Raw genomic sequence first — 16,242 nt, 5'->3', positions numbered from 1 at the left:
TAATACCTCTTAACGCAGGCGCTGGGCGCTTTTGGTCACAGATTCCATCGCGGATTGAGGCGTCTGTTGGCCTTGCAGAACCTGCTGAAGCTGCTGCTGAAGGGTGTTAGACAAACGTGAATAGTCTGCGGTAATCGGACGCATCAGCATCACGTTCAGCGCCGGTTTCGCCGCCGCGATCAGCGGTTCCTGGCCCTTTTGCACCGCTGGATCATCATAGGATGATTTCCAGATTGGCAGGCTCAGACGGGCATACTTGTTCTGCACCGGCTGCGATGTCAGATAACGGATATATTGCCAGGACTGATCGGGGTGGCTGCTGGACTGGGTTACGCCCAGGCCCATTGAGCCGTTCATGGCTGCCACTTCCCCCGGTTTTTCTGACGGGGCAGGGATAATACCCACCTCTCCGGCCACTTTACTCTGCTTCGGATCGTTAGCCATGTTGTACATGTAAGTCCAGTTCAGCGCGAAGGCCGCATCGCCATTGGAGAAGACTTTACGCACGTCCTCTTCCAGATATTCGCGAGAGTTCGGATTACTGACACCTTTATCCAGCGTGGCTTTCATGTAATCAACCGCTTTAATCGAACCGGCGTTGCTAAAGTTCAGTTTGCCATTCTGATAAAACTGCCCGCCAAAGGCTGACACCAGCGTGGTGTAGTCACACACCAGCGCCTCTGCCTGCGACCAGCTCCAGACCAGAGGATACTTAACAATGCTTTTTTCTTTTAACGTTTGCGACTGCTCCATCACCTGCTGCCAGGTTGTTGGCGGCGTGGTGATCCCGGCTTTAGCCAGCATCGCTTTGTTGTAATAAAGGTACTTGGTATCGAGGATCCACGGCATCCCCCACTGTTTGTTATTCCAGCTGACCGTACTCCAGGCTCCGTCGAACACTTTGGCTTTCTCGTCCGCAGAGATCAGGGGAGTGACATCTTTCAACATGTTGAATTTACTGAATTCCGCTGGCCACATATCGTCGAACAGCACTACGTCGTAGCCGTTACTACCGGCACCGCGAGCGGCCACGATTTTGTCGTGCAACGCTTCGTAGGGGACGAATTCCAGATTAACCTTGATATCCGGATGGGCTTTCTCGAAGTCGCTGGTCATCGAGCGGACATCACTTTCGCTGTACGCCGCCTGTGACATGAAAAGTGCATTGATTTGCGTTTGTGCTGAGGCCACGCCAGCAGCGCTCAGCGCCAACAGGGTGACTAAACATTTGCTGAAGCTGGGTGTAAATCGACTCGTCATAACAATTCTCCATAACGATAAATGAGAAGCGATTGATTAGTGAGGTTAAGGCCAGAAAAATGCCTGGACCCATCGTAAATTAAATGGACCAGGCATGAATTAACAGCATTTTATTATTTATAACTTACAGTTGGCGGGATTCCCTGTGTATTGGCCGTATTGGCTACCCCTGGCACGCCCGCCGCGTGACCTGGGGATATTTATTAGTTTATTTTACAACTTATGGTTGGCGGGTTCCCCGTAGCGTTGGCAGTATCGCCGCCCCCAGCGCGCCCGCCGCGTCGCCAAGAGCAGATTGTGAAATCTTGCGGTTAACGGCATAGCCGTCAGCGCGGTTCAGAGCGGTATCCAGCCCTGACTGGAAAAGCGGCAGTAGTGCGGCAGCACTGCCGCTCAGCACGGTAACATCAGGCCCATATAACGCCAGTAACGTATTCAGACCACGACCAACCATCTCACCATACTGGTGGAGAATTTTGGCTATACGAGGCCGTGTTACCATCATGTTCTGGAGTAATGCCGGGGTATCCGCACCCCACTGCAAATCTGCTATCTCCTGCTCCAGCTTCTGTTGCAGGAAACCGCGTGAGGCCAGCGACTCCCAGCAACCCTGCAAACCGCAGTAGCAGCTGGTCGCATCTGCGGAAACCGGGATATGTCCGGCTTCCGGATGCCTGCCGTCAGCAGCGCGAAATGGCTGACCCTCATTCAGTAACGCGACGCCAATACCTGTCCCCAGCGTGACCATCATCATGCGTTTGCTACCCTTACCCGCCCCCAGATGGTATTCACCCAGTGCGGCGGCCACGGCATCGTTATCAATGGCGACCGGAACAGCCAGTAACTCCCGCAATTGTGAAACAAGCGGATAATAAGAGAAGCAGGTCAGCGTATCGTTATTTTCAATAATTTCCGTGGTGTTATTAACCGGCCCACTGGCACCAATGCCAAGACTGACCAGAGAACCTCCTACTGGTAACAGCTGGCGAATTTTATCGACCAGCGCGCCCGCTCGCGAAGCCTGGGGAAGTGTGGCGAACCAGGCTGTCGGGATGTTTTCAACTGCCACTTCACGTTCTTCATGCAGCAAGATTATTCGGGTGCCGGTGCCTCCGATATCAATGCCTGCGCGAAACAGAAGTGCAGTCTGGGTCATATTTTCACCGTTACCTTTTGGCCGTACAGAAATTCGCCCGGCACCATCCCGTTACCCCTGGCAAGGGTGACGGTCAGGTGTTGTACCCAGAGCATAGTGCTTAATAAACGGATCAGTGTAGATTCCCCTGGTGTTGGCAAATGTTGACTGCCGGAGTATGCCACTTGTCCTATGGTAACGACTTCGGTTCCGTTGTCAGCCAGATCGCTTGCCAGCGTCTTGAGCGTTGTTCCGCTGCCGTCGCCGAACAGTAAAGCCAGCATGCCTTTACCTGAAGTCTCCATCGGGCCATGACGGAATTCACCGCCAATAAACCCTTCCGCACTGACTTTAGAGGCTTCTTTAGTAATCAGTGCGCCTGTCAGAGCCGTTGCTGCGTCGGCTCCCATGCCGATCAGCGCCACCCGAGGTTTGGCATGGGTGAAAAACCGATCGGTTATTGCCTGCACCGGCGCGCGTTTTTTGATGATTTCCGCGAGCTCGGGCAATGATGCGTTGATGTTACGTAAAAAGGGGGTTTCATCCCGTCCGGTCAGCGCCCAAAAGGTGCGGTAACCGGCAATCAGCGTGTTGAGATAGCTTTTAGCGCTGACGGTTGATTCCTCTCCACTCTTAAGTTCTACTAAAATATCAGCACGTTTTGCCAGCAGGCTTTCCGCGTTGTTGGTCACGCCAATCAGTGTTTTGGGTGCCGGGATTTTTTCCAGCACTGCAACAATTTCACCGCTCATGCCGGACTGTGACGTTAACCACAACAGGGTCTGTGGTGTGACCAGTTGTGGCATGTCCAGCAGGCGACCTGCATCAATGCGCCAGACGGGCAAACCCAGAGCAATAAGCTCTCGCTCAACCGGGATCAACGCATAATCTGATGATCCCATCCCGGCCAGTACAATACGATCAAACTGGTCAAGATTGAGCGTCTTCAGCGCCGCTGGCAGAGTATGATTCAGCTGGTCGGTCAAGGAACTGACCTGCTGATCTAACTCTTGTTCGTAAGCACTGAAATTGATGACCGTCATGGAGCATGTTCTCTTAAAAGGTAAATATAACTGATGTGTTTAACATATATGCACGAATTCGTGCGGTCAATACTATATTTCGTGAACGATGCGATTTTTTTTGCCCAATTAAACACGCTTAAGATGACATTACATCTTATGTAAGCCAGTATATGCATGAAAACGTGCAATTATAGACAGTAAGGAAGGCAGTATGACGGCGGCACAGCGTAGAGCAAAAATTGTGGAAATGCTCACAGAAAAAGGCTATCTGAACGCGGCAGAACTTTCAGAAATCTTCGGCGTGGACAGTTCGACTATCCGTCGTGATCTCTCATTGCTGGAGAAAACCGGCAAAGTGATGAGAACGCATGGTGGATTGTTACCGATTGAGGCAGCGCACACGTTTGACACGCCCTATGATGTCCGACTTGAAATGAATGCGTCAGCCAAAACTGCTATTGCCCGCTATGCTGCCAGTCTGGTTAAGGATGGTCAGTCGCTGATCCTGGATAATGGTTCCACGGTTTATGCTTTAGCGCTGGCCCTGAAAGACAAAAAGAATCTCACCGTTGTCACCAATGATATTTATTGCGCGATGGCAATGGGGCAGCATCCGGGGATCACCCTGCATGTCGCAGGAGGGCTGATGCTGGATAAGGTTTACACTTTAGTCGGTCAGGAGACGGTGGATAAAATCAACAGCGTGCATGTTGACTGGGCTTTTCTGGGATCGGAAGGAGTGCATTACGACAATGGTATCACCAATATCAATACCATTGAGATCCCGGTAAAGCAGGCAATGATCAAAGCCGCAGATAAAACGGTGGTGCTGGCTGACAGCAGCAAAATTGGTTATCGTGCGCTGGCACATGTCTGTCCGTTGAGCGATATCAGTATGGTGATCACTGAAGCGTCGCCTGACCTTAAGCAGCGCAGCAAATATGGTTCACAGTTAGTGGTGGTTGAGCCTGAGCCTGATGCAGAACAGAACTGATACCCCAGGTATCAGTTCTTCTTTTATGTTCGCCACTGTCAGGTTAGTGATGGACGAACTTAGTGGTGCAGCATTTCGTCGACGATTTGTTCTTTACTCAGACTCCACGGATAAAAAGTTGGCCAGTTATCCATCTCGCTGAGCAGGGCTTCGTGCGACTGATTGCCGAAAAAGATGTGGAAGTGTTGAGATTTGCGTGGCCCGATAATGTGATCGCTGAACTGCACATAAGCCGGTGCCTGAGAATTTTTGTCCTGGCAGGTAAACAGGTAGCGTACCCCTTTCTTCCCGGAAGCATAGGTCAGTATTTTAAATCCGGCATAGTCATAATGGCAGGCACTGACTTTGTCGCCGCGATGAAATTCAATGACGTTTTTTTCAATGCCAATCATATCGATATCCGTGGCATACCCTTTTTTGTAGTAAGCCCGGTACTCTTCCACCGATTTTTCACCGCTTTTGGCTTTCTGTTGCAGCACAGGGTCCAGGTCGCCTCTTAATAACCAGGGATTGAGTGACTGCCAGATACCATCCCAGTCGCTTAACTGACGGTCTTTAACGTTCTGGTCGTCAAAAACACCCTCGCTGGCTTTGCGCTCAATGTCCGTCAGCGGGGCACCGTGATCGTGCGCATCGTGGGCAAATGTGCCCATGCTGGTCATGCTGATGCCTACGGCCAGCAGGGTAGCAGATACTTTCCTTAACATTTTCTTCTCCGGTGAAATTCTTTATTTTATCAGGAAATGTTATAACATAACATTTCATATGTTAAAAGAGCAGTTGCTGACCCGTTTGCCGGTGAGAGATTTATTCTGTTGCGCACTAACTGTCGCAAGGCCGGGCGAAAATGCACTAAGATCCGTTTTTTGGCCTGTGAAGTGAGCCCCTTATGCTGTATCGCCGCTTTGAACGACTGAACGACATTTTTCAGGATGCGCCCGCCAGTACACCGCCAAACCGCGTCTGGGCTTTTTATATCTATTATCTGCGTCAGGTGTGGCAAAGCTTCGCCATGTTACTGGTAGTCGGGCTGATTGCCTCACTGATTGAAGTGGCGCTGTTCCGTTATCTGAGCACCATTATCGATATGGTTAACAGTACCCCGCCGGAGCGTTTTTTCAGTGACCATGCCAGTGAGCTGATCTGGATGGCGGTGGTGGCATTGCTGTTACGGCCGGTTTTTATCGGGCTGCATGACTTGCTGGTGCACCAGACCATTAACCCCGGCATGACCAGTATGATTCGCTGGCAGAATCATAACTACGTACTGCGCCAGAGCCTGAATTTCTTTCAGAGTGATTTTGCCGGGCGTATCGCTCAACGAATTATGCAAACCGGTAACGCGCTGCGTGATTCTGCGGTACAGGCGGTCGATGCTTTGTGGCATGTCCTGATCTACGCCATTACCTCGCTGGTGCTGTTTGCTGAGGCCGACTGGCGGTTGATGGTCCCATTGCTGGTGTGGATCCTGGGGTATGTCATCAGCCTGAGATATTTTGTGCCAAGGGTGAAATCCCGTTCTGTCGCGTCGTCTGAATCCCGCTCCCGGCTGATGGGAACTATCGTCGACGGTTACACCAATATCACCACCCTCAAATTGTTTGCGCACAGCTCTCTGGAACGCTCTTTTGCACGTGAGGCGATTGGCGATCAGACCGATAAAACCCGCCAGCAAGGGCGTATGGTGACCAATATGGATGTGGTGATCACCACGCTTAACGGCATGTTAATTGTGACGACGACCGGGCTGGCGCTGTGGCTCTGGACAGAATCACTGATCAGCGTCGGTGCTATCGCGCTGGCGACCGGTCTGGTGATCCGCATTGTCAATATGTCCGGCTGGATCATGTGGGTGGTGAATGGCATTTTTGAAAATATCGGTATGGTGCAGGATGGTCTGAAAACCATCGCCCAGCCTATCGCTGTGACTGACAAACCGCAGGCTGCGGCGCTGAAAGTGCAACGCGGTCAAATAAGCTTTGAGGGCGTGGACTTTAACTATGGACCTGAGCGTCGGGTTATTACGGATTTGCAACTGGCGATCGGTGCGGGTGAAAAAATCGGGCTGATTGGGCCGTCCGGGGCAGGAAAATCCACGCTGGTCAATTTGCTGTTGCGTCTGTATGACCTCGATGGGGGCCGGATTGTGATTGATGACCAGGATATTGCGCATGTCAGCCAGGAAAGTCTGCGTGCGCAGATTGGCATGATTACTCAGGATACGTCCCTGCTGCATCGCTCAATTCGTGACAACCTGTTATATGGTCGGCCAGATGCCAGTGAAGAAGAGTTGCAGCAGGCTATCCACCGGGCCAGAGCCGATGAGTTTATTCCCATGCTCTCTGATTCACAGGGCCGTTACGGGCTGGATGCGCATGTTGGTGAGCGTGGGGTGAAGCTCTCCGGAGGACAGCGCCAGCGTATTGCTATCGCCAGAGTGTTGCTGAAGGATGCGCCAATCCTGATTATGGATGAGGCGACTTCCGCCCTGGATTCAGAAGTAGAGGCGGCAATTCAGGAAAGCCTGGAGTCGCTGATGGCCGGTAAAACGGTGATTGCTATCGCACACCGCCTGTCGACCATTGCCAGAATGGACCGGCTGGTGGTACTGCAACATGGCAGGATCGCCGAAATGGGTAGCCACGCCGAACTGCTGGCTAAAGGAGGACTTTATGCCCGCCTGTGGCAGCATCAGACCGGTGGTTTCGTCGGCGAATCAGAATAAAACCGGCCTGCTGAGGTAACACCTTGTCAACGTACGGGAGGTGCTCCCTGCGTTGGCAGATTGGGCCTGTCAGGTTCTCATATGCGGCAGGTCAGGGAGGGTGGGCGGCCTGAATCAGCCCGTTAAGCCGCCTGCATCCCGACGATAAGGGAGTGCGTCCCGCGCCTCTTCCATCCATGCCAGTACGCCTTCCCGCTCCTGTTGCAGATAGTCTGCTACCGCAGCCCGTAGGCCTTCATGCCGCAAATAGTGCCAGGAGTGCGTAAGAACAGGTTCAAATCCACGCACCAGTTTGTGCTCGCCCTGTGCGCCGGCATCAAACCGTGGCAGGTGATGAGCGATGGCATAATCCATCCCCTGCCAGAAACAGGTTTCAAAATGCAGTCGGTTAAATTCTGCCAGACACCCCCAGTAGCGTCCGTAGAGAGATTGACCGTCTACCAGACTGAAAGCCATTGCGACCATGAGGCCATTTTGCTTAGCCAGGACCACACGGATTGCATCAGGCATTTTCTCGCTGAGCAGGCTAAAGAATTCACGGGTCAGATAGGGATGCTGGCCGCGAACAGCATAGGTGTTGGCATAACAGTGATAAATAAAATCCCACTGCGCCTCACTTAGCTGATGGCCGGCCAGCCACTCAAATTCAAAGCCCTGGCTGGCAACCAGCTCGCGTTCTTTACGGATCTGTTTGCGTTTACGGGACATCAGAGTATCAAGAAAATCCTGAAAATCACGATAGCCGGGATTATGCCAGTGATACTGACAGCCAGTGCGATGCAACCACTGACTTTCATCAGCCATTAGCGCTGCGGTTTGTGCATTGCCGAAATTAATATGTGCGCTGTACAACTGGGCCTGTGCTGAAAACGCCGGGATCGCCTGCAACAGCTGCTTCGCCGCGTCAGGTTCGCCCAGCAAACGTGCGCCGGTGACCGGGCTGAAAGGCACTGCGGCCAACCATTTGGGATAATAGGGTACACCGGCACGCTGACAGGCATCTGCCCAGGCATGATCAAACACATACTCGCCTCTGGAATGGCGTTTGCGATAACCCGGTATGGCGGCGCGCAGTTCGCCGTTTTCCATCCACAGCAGATGCTCAGAATGCCAGCCTGTTTCATTATTCACACAGCCACTCTCTTCCAGCGTGCTGAGAAAGGCATGGCGCAGGAAAGGCTGACTGTCAGGGATGAGGCAATCCCACTGGCTGGCGGGAAGGTCTGCCAGCCGGGTCAGAAGGGTAAGTGACATCAATACGCTCCGTTTTCAGTCCGCCAGCAGTAAAATCACTGCCGTTAAAGTGACGGGGTTAACGCTGAAGATCAATGTCTTCTGCCAACTGCATACCTGGTGGCAGTTGCTGCCACCGTTGCAAATGAATCTGTCATTACGTTCAGCAGGCTGCCCGTTTTCCTTTTACAGACAACCACTTTTACGGCCTGGCTCAGGCGGAGATCATCATCGGGGCCACCTGGCGCAATATATTGAAAAACCAGCTTTTGGCGGTGATATCACCAATTTCAGTATGAGAGTAGAGAAACACTTCGGAATCAGCCACCTGGAAGGGCAATTCCAGCACCCGGCCATTTCCCCTCTGCACATAAATTGCAGCGGCGTTATAAGGCAGGGTCACCAACAATTCGCTGGAGGCGATTAACTCGCCCAGCGCGGCAAAATGCGGTACTTCAACCACAACTTCCCGCTCCAGGCCGAACTCCTTCAGACGATCTTCCACCAGACCGTATCCGCTGGTGGCCGAAACGACGACATGTTGTTCATGCATATACTCATCCAGGGAGAGTTGCTGGCCGATCCGGGGATGGTGAATATTCAGCAGGCAGACGTAGCGTTGGTGCATCATCAGCTCGCGTCGGGCGGATAATACAGATTCATTACGATTACAGATAGCGGCATCAATCCTGCCTGTCAGCAACCATTCTTCCAGCTTTTGCATCTCTACCGGGATCACTTCCAGCTGCACACCGGGGGCCATCTGCCGCAGATGTGCCACCAGACGTGGCAGGAGTAGCAGTTCTCCCAGATCCGATAGCGCCAGGCGAAATTTATGGCGCGATGTTTCAGGGGCAAAAGTGCGCGTTTCAGCAACGGCTTTCTCAATCCCCGTCAGCGATTTTTTAAACACTTTATACAGCTGCAAGGCGTTGGGGGTGGGTTCCATCCCGTTCCGACTGCGCTTGAACAGCTCATCGTTGGTTTCCCTGCGTAGCCGTGCCAGCGCATAACTGACGGAAGGCTGGGTGATAAACAGACGCTGTGCAGCACCGCTAACGCTGCGGGTTTCATAGATGGCGGTGAACACCCGCACCAGGTTGAGATCTAACATCAGGCCTCTGTATAGATTCTGTCTATAAATCAGGATTCAAATTATCTATTTGAACTATTTTAAGCATCTTTATAACATTCACTCCAGAAAATTTTCATAAGTCACAGTATCAGTTGCATATTTATTTTATTCATTAAAAACAATCTATTGAAATTTAACATCATCGCAAAACCAGCAACGTAACATGCAGGGCGGGGCTGAAAGGAGAGAATAAATGAAAGGTGAAATTGTGGATGTCATTATCGACTGGATTGAGGAGCATCTGGATGATGGTCTGAATATTGAAGCGGTTGCTGCCCGGTCTGGCTACTCAAAATGGCATCTTCAGCGTGCATTTAAAGAGAAAAAAGGCATTACGCTGGGGACGTTTATCCGCCGCCGTCGGCTTGATGAGGCAGCAAAAAGTCTGGTCAGCTCACGCAAAACCATTATGACTATTTCCACCGACCTGGGCTTCTCTTCACAACAATGTTTCCAGCGCGTGTTTAAAAAGCACTTTAATGTGACGCCCAAAGACTACCGTAACCAGCATCGCGAGTTTCACTGAGTTACCGGGTCCGGGCAGCGGTCTGTCCGTCAACGGTGGCAAGCTAATGAAAAAATATCTTCTTATTATCCTCGCTCTGGCAATGGGCGAACCTTCTGTGGTGAGTGCCCGAAGCCTTACTGCACAGGCCAGCACGGCTACCGTGCAGTGTGAACCGGCTTACTGTATTGATCCTGTTATTGCCGGTGACGAACTGACACACGGAATGATGGGTTACCAGCGCCAGATTCAGCGTGTGCTGGAGTCTGAGAGGCCAGACCAGCCGGTCATGTTGTCAGGTAAAGCCAGTTAAATTGCGGATTAATGCCGTATCCTGATGCAGAATTTAACCCCTCATCAGGTATACTGATGCCGTGTTAAATTGCTCACGGGATGATATGGAACGTTTCACTGAAAATCTAATTTATGCTTCGCGCTGGCTGTTGGCACCGGTATATCTCGGGTTGTCACTGGGCCTGCTGGCGTTGACGATCAAATTTTTCCAGGAAGTTCTGCATCTGTTGCCAAACGTGTTGGCGATGGCGGAGAACGATCTGGTACTGGTGCTGCTGTCGATGATCGATCTGACTCTGGTGGGCGGCTTACTGGTGATGGTGATGCTCTCCGGTTATGAAAACTTCGTCTCCAGACTGGACATCTCCGAACATAAGGAGAAACTCAGCTGGTTAGGAAAAATGGATTCCGGATCGCTGAAGAACAAAGTCGCAGCGTCGATTGTGGCTATCTCTTCTATTCATCTGTTGCGGGTATTTATGGATGCGAAAAATATTCCGGACAATAAGCTGATGTGGTACGTCATTATCCACCTGACCTTCGTGCTGTCCGCCTTCGTAATGGGGTATCTGGATGGCATCTCCCGCCGTGAGAAATACACCAGTAGCTAACCTTTCCCGATTTGCCCGGCCTGTCTCCGGGCAGATTTTCCCTGTTGCATGATTTTTCTTGCCCGGAGAGGGCAAAATCGCATAAAAAGCGGTGCAGAAATCGGACCGCCATGCCGATAAAATAATCGCGTTCATTCAAAGGCTGGCAGATTGCCTGCATTAACCAGAATATATTGGCACCCACTTTGCATCTTTAAAATGTCTGTCGGCAATCTGCTGTTCGGCACGACGGAACAAGAGTGAGGGTCACAGAGGAAAGAGATGTCAGATGATTAGTCGTCGTCGGTTAATACTGGGTACCGGCGCCACTTTACTTGCGATGACAACCGGGAAGCTGTTTGCCCGCGAAGATATCATTCCTCTCTGGCAGGATGAGCCGCCGGGGGGCGGTGGCCCAAGTGGTGATTTACATGTTACCGCTAATGGTTCCTGGTCGAATATTGTCAGCCCGGCTATTCAACGTTTCCAGCCAGAGAATCCCAATGGTGCGGCAGTACTGATTGCGGCAGGGGGAGGCTATCGCTGGATTGGAATGGGGGGCGAGGCCTGGCCCGTGGCGCGCTGGCTGAATGCCCGTGGCTATACGGCTTATGTATTGAGTTACCGTTTGCCGCGTGAAAAATGGCGGGCAGGGCGACTGGCACCTTTGCAGGATGCGCAACGTGCGATTCGACTGGTGCGTTCAATGGAGCGCAAAGTGCATCTGCTTGGTTTCTCCGCCGGGGGGCATCTGATGGGGATGGTTGCAGCACGACCGGACTTTGTTACCTATCAACCACAGGACCCCCTTGACCAGATCAGGCCGCTGGCAGACAGCGTGGGGCTGATTTATCCGGTTATCACCCTTGAACCGCCTTATACCCACACCAATACGCACTTTGAGCTGCTGGGCGAAAATCCGTCTGCGGCTGACGAAGCCGGCTGGTCGGTGGAAAACTATGTCACCCGGCAATTCCCGCCAACGTTTCTGGCGCAGGCGGAGGATGATCTTGTTTCCAATCCGCACAACAGCCAGATCATGCATGATACCTGCCGTAAAATGGGGGTGCCGGTCGAGCAGATTAAAATTACTCGTGGCGGACATGGCTTTGGTTTGGGAAGAGCGGGGAGTCCGGCAGCAATATGGGATGAAGCCTATGCTGTCTGGCTGGAAACACGCAGAAAAAAAGAGGGGACCATCGCATGACGCGATGGTCAGAGACTATTTTCTGAGTCGCACCAGATCGACCGCATGATTAACACTTTTCGTCATAATCAGGCTGGCACGTTCGCGGGTTGGAAGGATGTTTTCTTTCAAATTCATCAGGTTGATCTCTTCCCACAACTGACCGGCAATGGTAATGGCTTCTGCCTCTGGCAATTTTGCGTAATGGTGGAAATAAGAATCGGGATCGGTAAACGCCCCCTGACGGAATTTGAGGAAGCGGTTGATGTACCAGTGCTGTAGCAAATCTTCAGGTGCATCAACATAAATTGAGAAATCTACAAAGTCTGAGACAAATACGTGATGTGGGTCGTGGGGATAATCCATGCCGCTTTGCAGCACATTCAATCCTTCAAGAATCAGAATATCCGGTTGTTGTACAACCTTGTCTCCATCAGGGATCACGTCGTATATCAGGTGCGAGTATACCGGCGCGGTAACCTGGGCCGCTCCGGATTTCAGGTCGGAAACAAAGTTCACCAGTCTGTGCATGTCATATGACTGGGGAAACCCTTTTTTCTTCATCAGCCCGCGCTCTTTCAGCACCTGATTAGGATGCAGAAAGCCGTCAGTGGTAATCAACTCAACGCGGCGGTGCTCTGGCCATCGGCTAAGCAGAGCTTGCAGAACACGCGCTGTGGTGCTTTTGCCAACTGCCACGCTACCGGCAATGCTGATGATGTAAGGGATTTTTTGTCCGTTAGTACCCAGAAACTGTTCCAGTACGGCCTGCCGACGCAGATTGGAACTGATATAGAAATTAAGCAGACGAGAAAGCGGCAAATAGATTTCAGTCACTTCATCAATGGATAAATCTTCGTTTATACCTTTAAGACGAGCCACTTCCTCTTCGCTGAGGGTCATCGGAACCGAATCACGTAGGGCGGCCCATTGTGTGCGGTTAAATTGCAAGTAGGGTGTGGTTAGCAGGGACTCTTTTTTAATCATATGGATGTTTCTGCCAGCAAGAATTTGCCTGATGTGGCGTAAAAAAACGAGGGAAGGAGGCAAAGAGTGCGCTTCCGGCTCACAAGCTCAGGAAAATTTCAGAAAACAATGCGCAGGAGATTACCACCAGACGGGCAGGAACCAGAAGGAAAAATAAAATCAGCGGGTGCAAACGCAACGGCTCCCGCATTTATCAAATAATTAGCTGGCAATCATGCGGATAACCTGATTTGCGGCCATCAACCGTTTGTAGTAGATCACCGCGGCATGTGAGTAGCCCTCAGGGGAGCAGGAAAAGTCGGGCAGCTCTCCCAGGCGGCGATAACCCTGAGCGCGGTAGAACGCCTCTGCTGCACCACCTGCTGGAGTATCCAGATAAAGAAGACCACGTTGCAGGTTCACCGCTTCCTGTTCTAGTGCCGCCATCAGCTTTCTGCCGGCTCCCAGGCGTCGCGCACGATCGTGAACCAGAAGTTGCTGAATTTCCGCACGATTTCTGCCTTCAGGTTTCTGACATATTTCCAGTTGCACACTTCCACTGATGCCCTGTTCATCACGAGCAATCCACAATTTTCTCTCTCCTCTGGAGAGTGCTGCCCGCAGGCTGTGGAAATAACTCTCGGCTTTTTGCCGCGAAAGACGTTGTTGTTCACCATCAGTAGCGTCGCTGGTTGCGGTGTTCAACAGCAGGTTTGCAAGCTCACTGCGATAAACAGGCAGGGTGGCGGCATTGATCATTACGATTTTCATGCTGTGTCCTCCACTGATGATGAAATATTAATCATGCAATAAGCGATCCAGGCTGTTTTAAGCGGCAGGCTGGGCAAATCTGACGTGAGATGAATAAAACAATGCACGATCAATGTGCAGGACGACCGCGATGGTGCAAAAGATCACCTTTTAAACCTGACTGGAGTATCCACAGATTCAGCTTAACAATGGGCATCGGTTAAAAGTGCTGGTGATTAAAACGCCATAGAGGTGATTAATTGAACGAAAGTCCTGGTGGTATATGGCAATTTGCGAAGAATTGCACAAATAACAGGCATAAGAACATTTATCGCAATTTTTTTGTTGCATCACGCGGCCGGTCTTCCTAGAATGCGCGTCACTTGATGCCGGCTTAGCTCAGTAGGTAGAGCAACTGACTTGTAATCAGTAGGTCACCAGTTCGATTCCGGTAGCCGGCACCATCAAGTACCCCTGGTGGGGTTCCCGAGCGGCCAAAGGGAGCAGACTGTAAATCTGCCGTCATCGACTTCGAAGGTTCGAATCCTTCCCCCACCACCATCTCAACCTTGAGTTTAAGGCTGAGGGCACAGAGCAATGCCATATTATTTCTCTGGGTCAAAGTGACATAGTGATTTTAGACTGAGCTCATGCGCAGTCGGAGTCATCAAGCGTATGCGGGTTGACTCGAATAGTAAGGCTTTCCTTATTATTCAAAAGCTACAGAATGAACAGGTAGCCGAGTTCCAGGATGCGGGCATCGTATAATGGCTATTACCTCAGCCTTCCAAGCTGATGATGCGGGTTCGATTCCCGCTGCCCGCTCCAAGCCGTGCTGATATGGCTCAGTTGGTAGAGCGCACCCTTGGTAAGGGTGAGGTCCCCAGTTCGACTCTGGGTATCAGCACCACTTCTAATTCTCCCTCCCTGATTCTTCTCTGTTACGTTAAAATTCAACAATTCAGGCAATGCCTGGTTGATGTGGTGATATCACCGATTTATCCGTGTCTTAGAGGGACAAGCGATATCTAAAGAAAAATTTGAACGTTCCAAACCGCACGTCAACGTTGGTACTATCGGCCACGTTGACCACGGTAAAACTACCCTGACCGCAGCTATCACTACCGTTCTGGCTAAAACCTACGGTGGCTCTGCTCGTGCATTCGATCAGATCGATAACGCACCAGAAGAAAAAGCAAGTGGTATCACCATCAACACCTCTCACGTTGAGTATGACACCCCAACCCGTCACTACGCTCACGTTGACTGCCCGGGCCACGCCGACTATGTGAAAAACATGATCACCGGTGCTGCGCAGATGGACGGTGCGATTCTGGTTGTTGCTGCGACTGACGGCCCAATGCCGCAGACCCGTGAGCACATCCTGCTGGGTCGTCAGGTAGGCGTTCCTTACATCATCGTGTTCCTGAACAAATGTGACATGGTTGATGACGAAGAGCTGCTGGAACTGGTTGAGATGGAAGTGCGTGATCTGCTGTCTCAGTACGAATTCCCGGGCGACGACACCCCAATCGTTCACGGTTCCGCGCTGAAAGCGCTGGAAGGTGACGCAGAGTGGGAAGCCAAAATCATCGAGCTGGCGGGCCACCTGGATAACTACATCCCGGAACCAGAGCGTGCTATTGACAAGCCGTTCCTGCTGCCAATCGAAGACGTGTTCTCCATCTCCGGCCGTGGTACCGTTGTGACCGGTCGTGTTGAGCGCGGCATCGTTAAAGTGGGTGAAGAAGTTGAAATCGTTGGTATCAAAGATACTGTGAAATCAACCTGTACCGGCGTTGAAATGTTCCGCAAGCTGCTGGACGAAGGCCGTGCTGGTGAGAACTGCGGTATCCTGCTGCGTGGTATCAAGCGTGAAGATATCCAGCGTGGTCAGGTACTGGCTAAGCCAAGCACCATCAATCCACACACCAAATTCGAGTCAGAAGTTTATATTCTGTCCAAAGATGAAGGCGGCCGTCATACTCCGTTCTTTAAAGGCTACCGTCCACAGTTCTACTTCCGTACTACTGACGTGACCGGTACCATTGAACTGCCAGAAGGCGTTGAAATGGTAATGCCAGGCGACAACATCAAAATGGTTGTTACGCTGATCCACCCAATCGCAATGGACGACGGTCTGCGTTTCGCAATCCGTGAAGGCGGACGTACTGTTGGTGCGGGCGTTGTTGCTAAAGTTATCGCTTAATCGCTGATAACATTTGACGCAACGCACAGGAAGAGGGCATCATTTGATGCCCTTTTTATACGCTGTAACATAGAACCTGGCTCATCAGTGATTTTCAATCATAATAATCATTGCTGAGGCAGGCTCTGTTGAACGGCGTAAAGCCCGACAGATTTCACGTTGCATCGCGATAGTAACTGAACAATTCCCGGACATTGTGGGTTGCCATAATGCCGGGTGAGTGAAGACAGTTAAG

Annotated in this window: 15 protein-coding genes and 4 tRNA genes; 11 read left to right on the top strand and 8 right to left on the bottom strand. The window is 51.5% G+C overall.

Annotated features, from left to right (window positions below):
• Positions 1-9 precede the first annotated feature (9 nt).
• The 3 genes from AC3RPL_RS19345 to AC3RPL_RS19335 form a co-directional block, all read right to left on the bottom strand.
• The gene (locus AC3RPL_RS19345) at positions 10-1,260 is read right to left on the bottom strand and encodes an extracellular solute-binding protein (protein WP_490741196.1); all 1,251 of its coding nucleotides are present in this window, start codon (positions 1,258-1,260) and stop codon (positions 10-12) included.
• A 220-nt stretch (positions 1,261-1,480) separates the two neighbouring features.
• The gene (locus AC3RPL_RS19340; RefSeq protein WP_490741195.1) at positions 1,481-2,416 is read right to left on the bottom strand and encodes an ROK family protein; all 936 of its coding nucleotides are present in this window, start codon (positions 2,414-2,416) and stop codon (positions 1,481-1,483) included.
• Complete coding sequence (locus AC3RPL_RS19335; RefSeq protein ID WP_490741194.1) at positions 2,413-3,438, bottom strand: SIS domain-containing protein; 1,026 nt, start codon at positions 3,436-3,438, stop codon at positions 2,413-2,415. Before AC3RPL_RS19335 ends, AC3RPL_RS19340 begins: the two co-directional genes overlap by 4 nt.
• Positions 3,439-3,631: 193 nt before the next feature.
• On the opposite strand from AC3RPL_RS19335, the gene AC3RPL_RS19330 reads away from it, so the two are divergent.
• Positions 3,632-4,414 (top strand): DeoR/GlpR family DNA-binding transcription regulator, encoded by a 783-nt coding sequence (locus tag AC3RPL_RS19330; RefSeq protein WP_490741193.1) that lies wholly within the window; start codon positions 3,632-3,634, stop codon positions 4,412-4,414.
• 59 nt (positions 4,415-4,473) lie between these two features.
• On the opposite strand, the gene zinT is transcribed toward AC3RPL_RS19330, so the two are convergent.
• Positions 4,474-5,121, bottom strand: a complete 648-nt coding sequence (gene zinT, locus AC3RPL_RS19325) for a metal-binding protein ZinT (RefSeq protein ID WP_490741192.1) — start codon at positions 5,119-5,121, stop codon at positions 4,474-4,476.
• A 182-nt stretch (positions 5,122-5,303) separates the two neighbouring features.
• Between zinT and AC3RPL_RS19320 the strand changes: the two genes are divergently transcribed.
• Complete coding sequence (locus AC3RPL_RS19320) at positions 5,304-7,139, top strand: ABC transporter ATP-binding protein (protein ID WP_490741191.1); 1,836 nt, start codon at positions 5,304-5,306, stop codon at positions 7,137-7,139.
• A gap of 114 nt (positions 7,140-7,253) precedes the next feature.
• Here the strand turns inward: AC3RPL_RS19320 and AC3RPL_RS19315 are convergent, their stop codons facing one another.
• Together AC3RPL_RS19315 and AC3RPL_RS19310 are read right to left on the bottom strand one after the other, a co-directional pair.
• Entirely contained in the window at positions 7,254-8,393 is a 1,140-nt protein-coding gene (locus AC3RPL_RS19315) for a GNAT family N-acetyltransferase (RefSeq protein WP_490741190.1), read from the bottom strand.
• 193 nt (positions 8,394-8,586) lie between these two features.
• Positions 8,587-9,486, bottom strand: coding sequence for a LysR family transcriptional regulator (locus AC3RPL_RS19310; RefSeq protein ID WP_490741189.1), 900 nt, complete (start codon positions 9,484-9,486; stop codon positions 8,587-8,589).
• A 214-nt stretch (positions 9,487-9,700) separates the two neighbouring features.
• Between AC3RPL_RS19310 and AC3RPL_RS19305 the strand changes: the two genes are divergently transcribed.
• The 4 genes from AC3RPL_RS19305 to AC3RPL_RS19290 all read left to right on the top strand — a co-directional run bounded on the left by AC3RPL_RS19305 (position 9,701) and on the right by AC3RPL_RS19290 (position 12,103).
• Positions 9,701-10,033 (top strand): helix-turn-helix domain-containing protein, encoded by a 333-nt coding sequence (locus AC3RPL_RS19305; protein WP_034934507.1) that lies wholly within the window; start codon positions 9,701-9,703, stop codon positions 10,031-10,033.
• Positions 10,034-10,079: 46 nt separating this feature from the next.
• Positions 10,080-10,325: a hypothetical protein gene (locus tag AC3RPL_RS19300; protein ID WP_490741188.1), complete on the top strand. Its 246-nt coding sequence runs from the start codon at positions 10,080-10,082 to the stop codon at positions 10,323-10,325.
• A gap of 85 nt (positions 10,326-10,410) precedes the next feature.
• On the top strand, positions 10,411-10,917 hold the full coding sequence (locus AC3RPL_RS19295; RefSeq protein WP_034934503.1) for a TIGR00645 family protein: 507 nt from the start codon (positions 10,411-10,413) through the stop codon (positions 10,915-10,917).
• A gap of 268 nt (positions 10,918-11,185) precedes the next feature.
• The gene (locus tag AC3RPL_RS19290) at positions 11,186-12,103 is read left to right on the top strand and encodes an alpha/beta hydrolase (protein ID WP_490741187.1); all 918 of its coding nucleotides are present in this window, start codon (positions 11,186-11,188) and stop codon (positions 12,101-12,103) included.
• A 15-nt stretch (positions 12,104-12,118) separates the two neighbouring features.
• Here the strand turns inward: AC3RPL_RS19290 and coaA are convergent, their stop codons facing one another.
• Together coaA and AC3RPL_RS19280 are read right to left on the bottom strand one after the other, a co-directional pair.
• Positions 12,119-13,069 carry a type I pantothenate kinase gene (gene coaA, locus AC3RPL_RS19285; protein ID WP_034934499.1) on the bottom strand — a complete coding sequence of 317 codons (951 nt, stop codon included), beginning with the start codon at positions 13,067-13,069 and terminating at the stop codon, positions 12,119-12,121.
• 201 nt (positions 13,070-13,270) lie between these two features.
• Positions 13,271-13,819 carry a GNAT family N-acetyltransferase gene (locus AC3RPL_RS19280; protein ID WP_490741186.1) on the bottom strand — a complete coding sequence of 183 codons (549 nt, stop codon included), beginning with the start codon at positions 13,817-13,819 and terminating at the stop codon, positions 13,271-13,273.
• A 367-nt stretch (positions 13,820-14,186) separates the two neighbouring features.
• Here AC3RPL_RS19280 and AC3RPL_RS19275 point away from each other — a divergent pair.
• The 5 genes from AC3RPL_RS19275 (at position 14,187) to tuf (ending at position 16,007) form a co-directional block, all read left to right on the top strand.
• Positions 14,187-14,262: transfer RNA gene (locus tag AC3RPL_RS19275), tRNA-Thr, on the top strand.
• 12 nt (positions 14,263-14,274) lie between these two features.
• Positions 14,275-14,359 (top strand) — tRNA-Tyr (locus AC3RPL_RS19270).
• A 192-nt stretch (positions 14,360-14,551) separates the two neighbouring features.
• Positions 14,552-14,626, top strand: a tRNA-Gly gene (locus AC3RPL_RS19265).
• Between the two features lie 6 nt (positions 14,627-14,632).
• A tRNA-Thr gene (locus AC3RPL_RS19260) sits at positions 14,633-14,708 on the top strand.
• 114 nt (positions 14,709-14,822) lie between these two features.
• Entirely contained in the window at positions 14,823-16,007 is a 1,185-nt protein-coding gene (tuf, locus tag AC3RPL_RS19255; protein ID WP_490742096.1) for an elongation factor Tu, read from the top strand.
• The last annotated feature ends 235 nt before the right edge of the window (positions 16,008-16,242 follow it).

It is taken from the genome of Erwinia papayae, assembly GCF_058241465.1.
The sequence above is the reverse complement of the archived record's forward strand: the minus strand, read 5'-3'. Positions and strand labels throughout refer to the sequence as shown.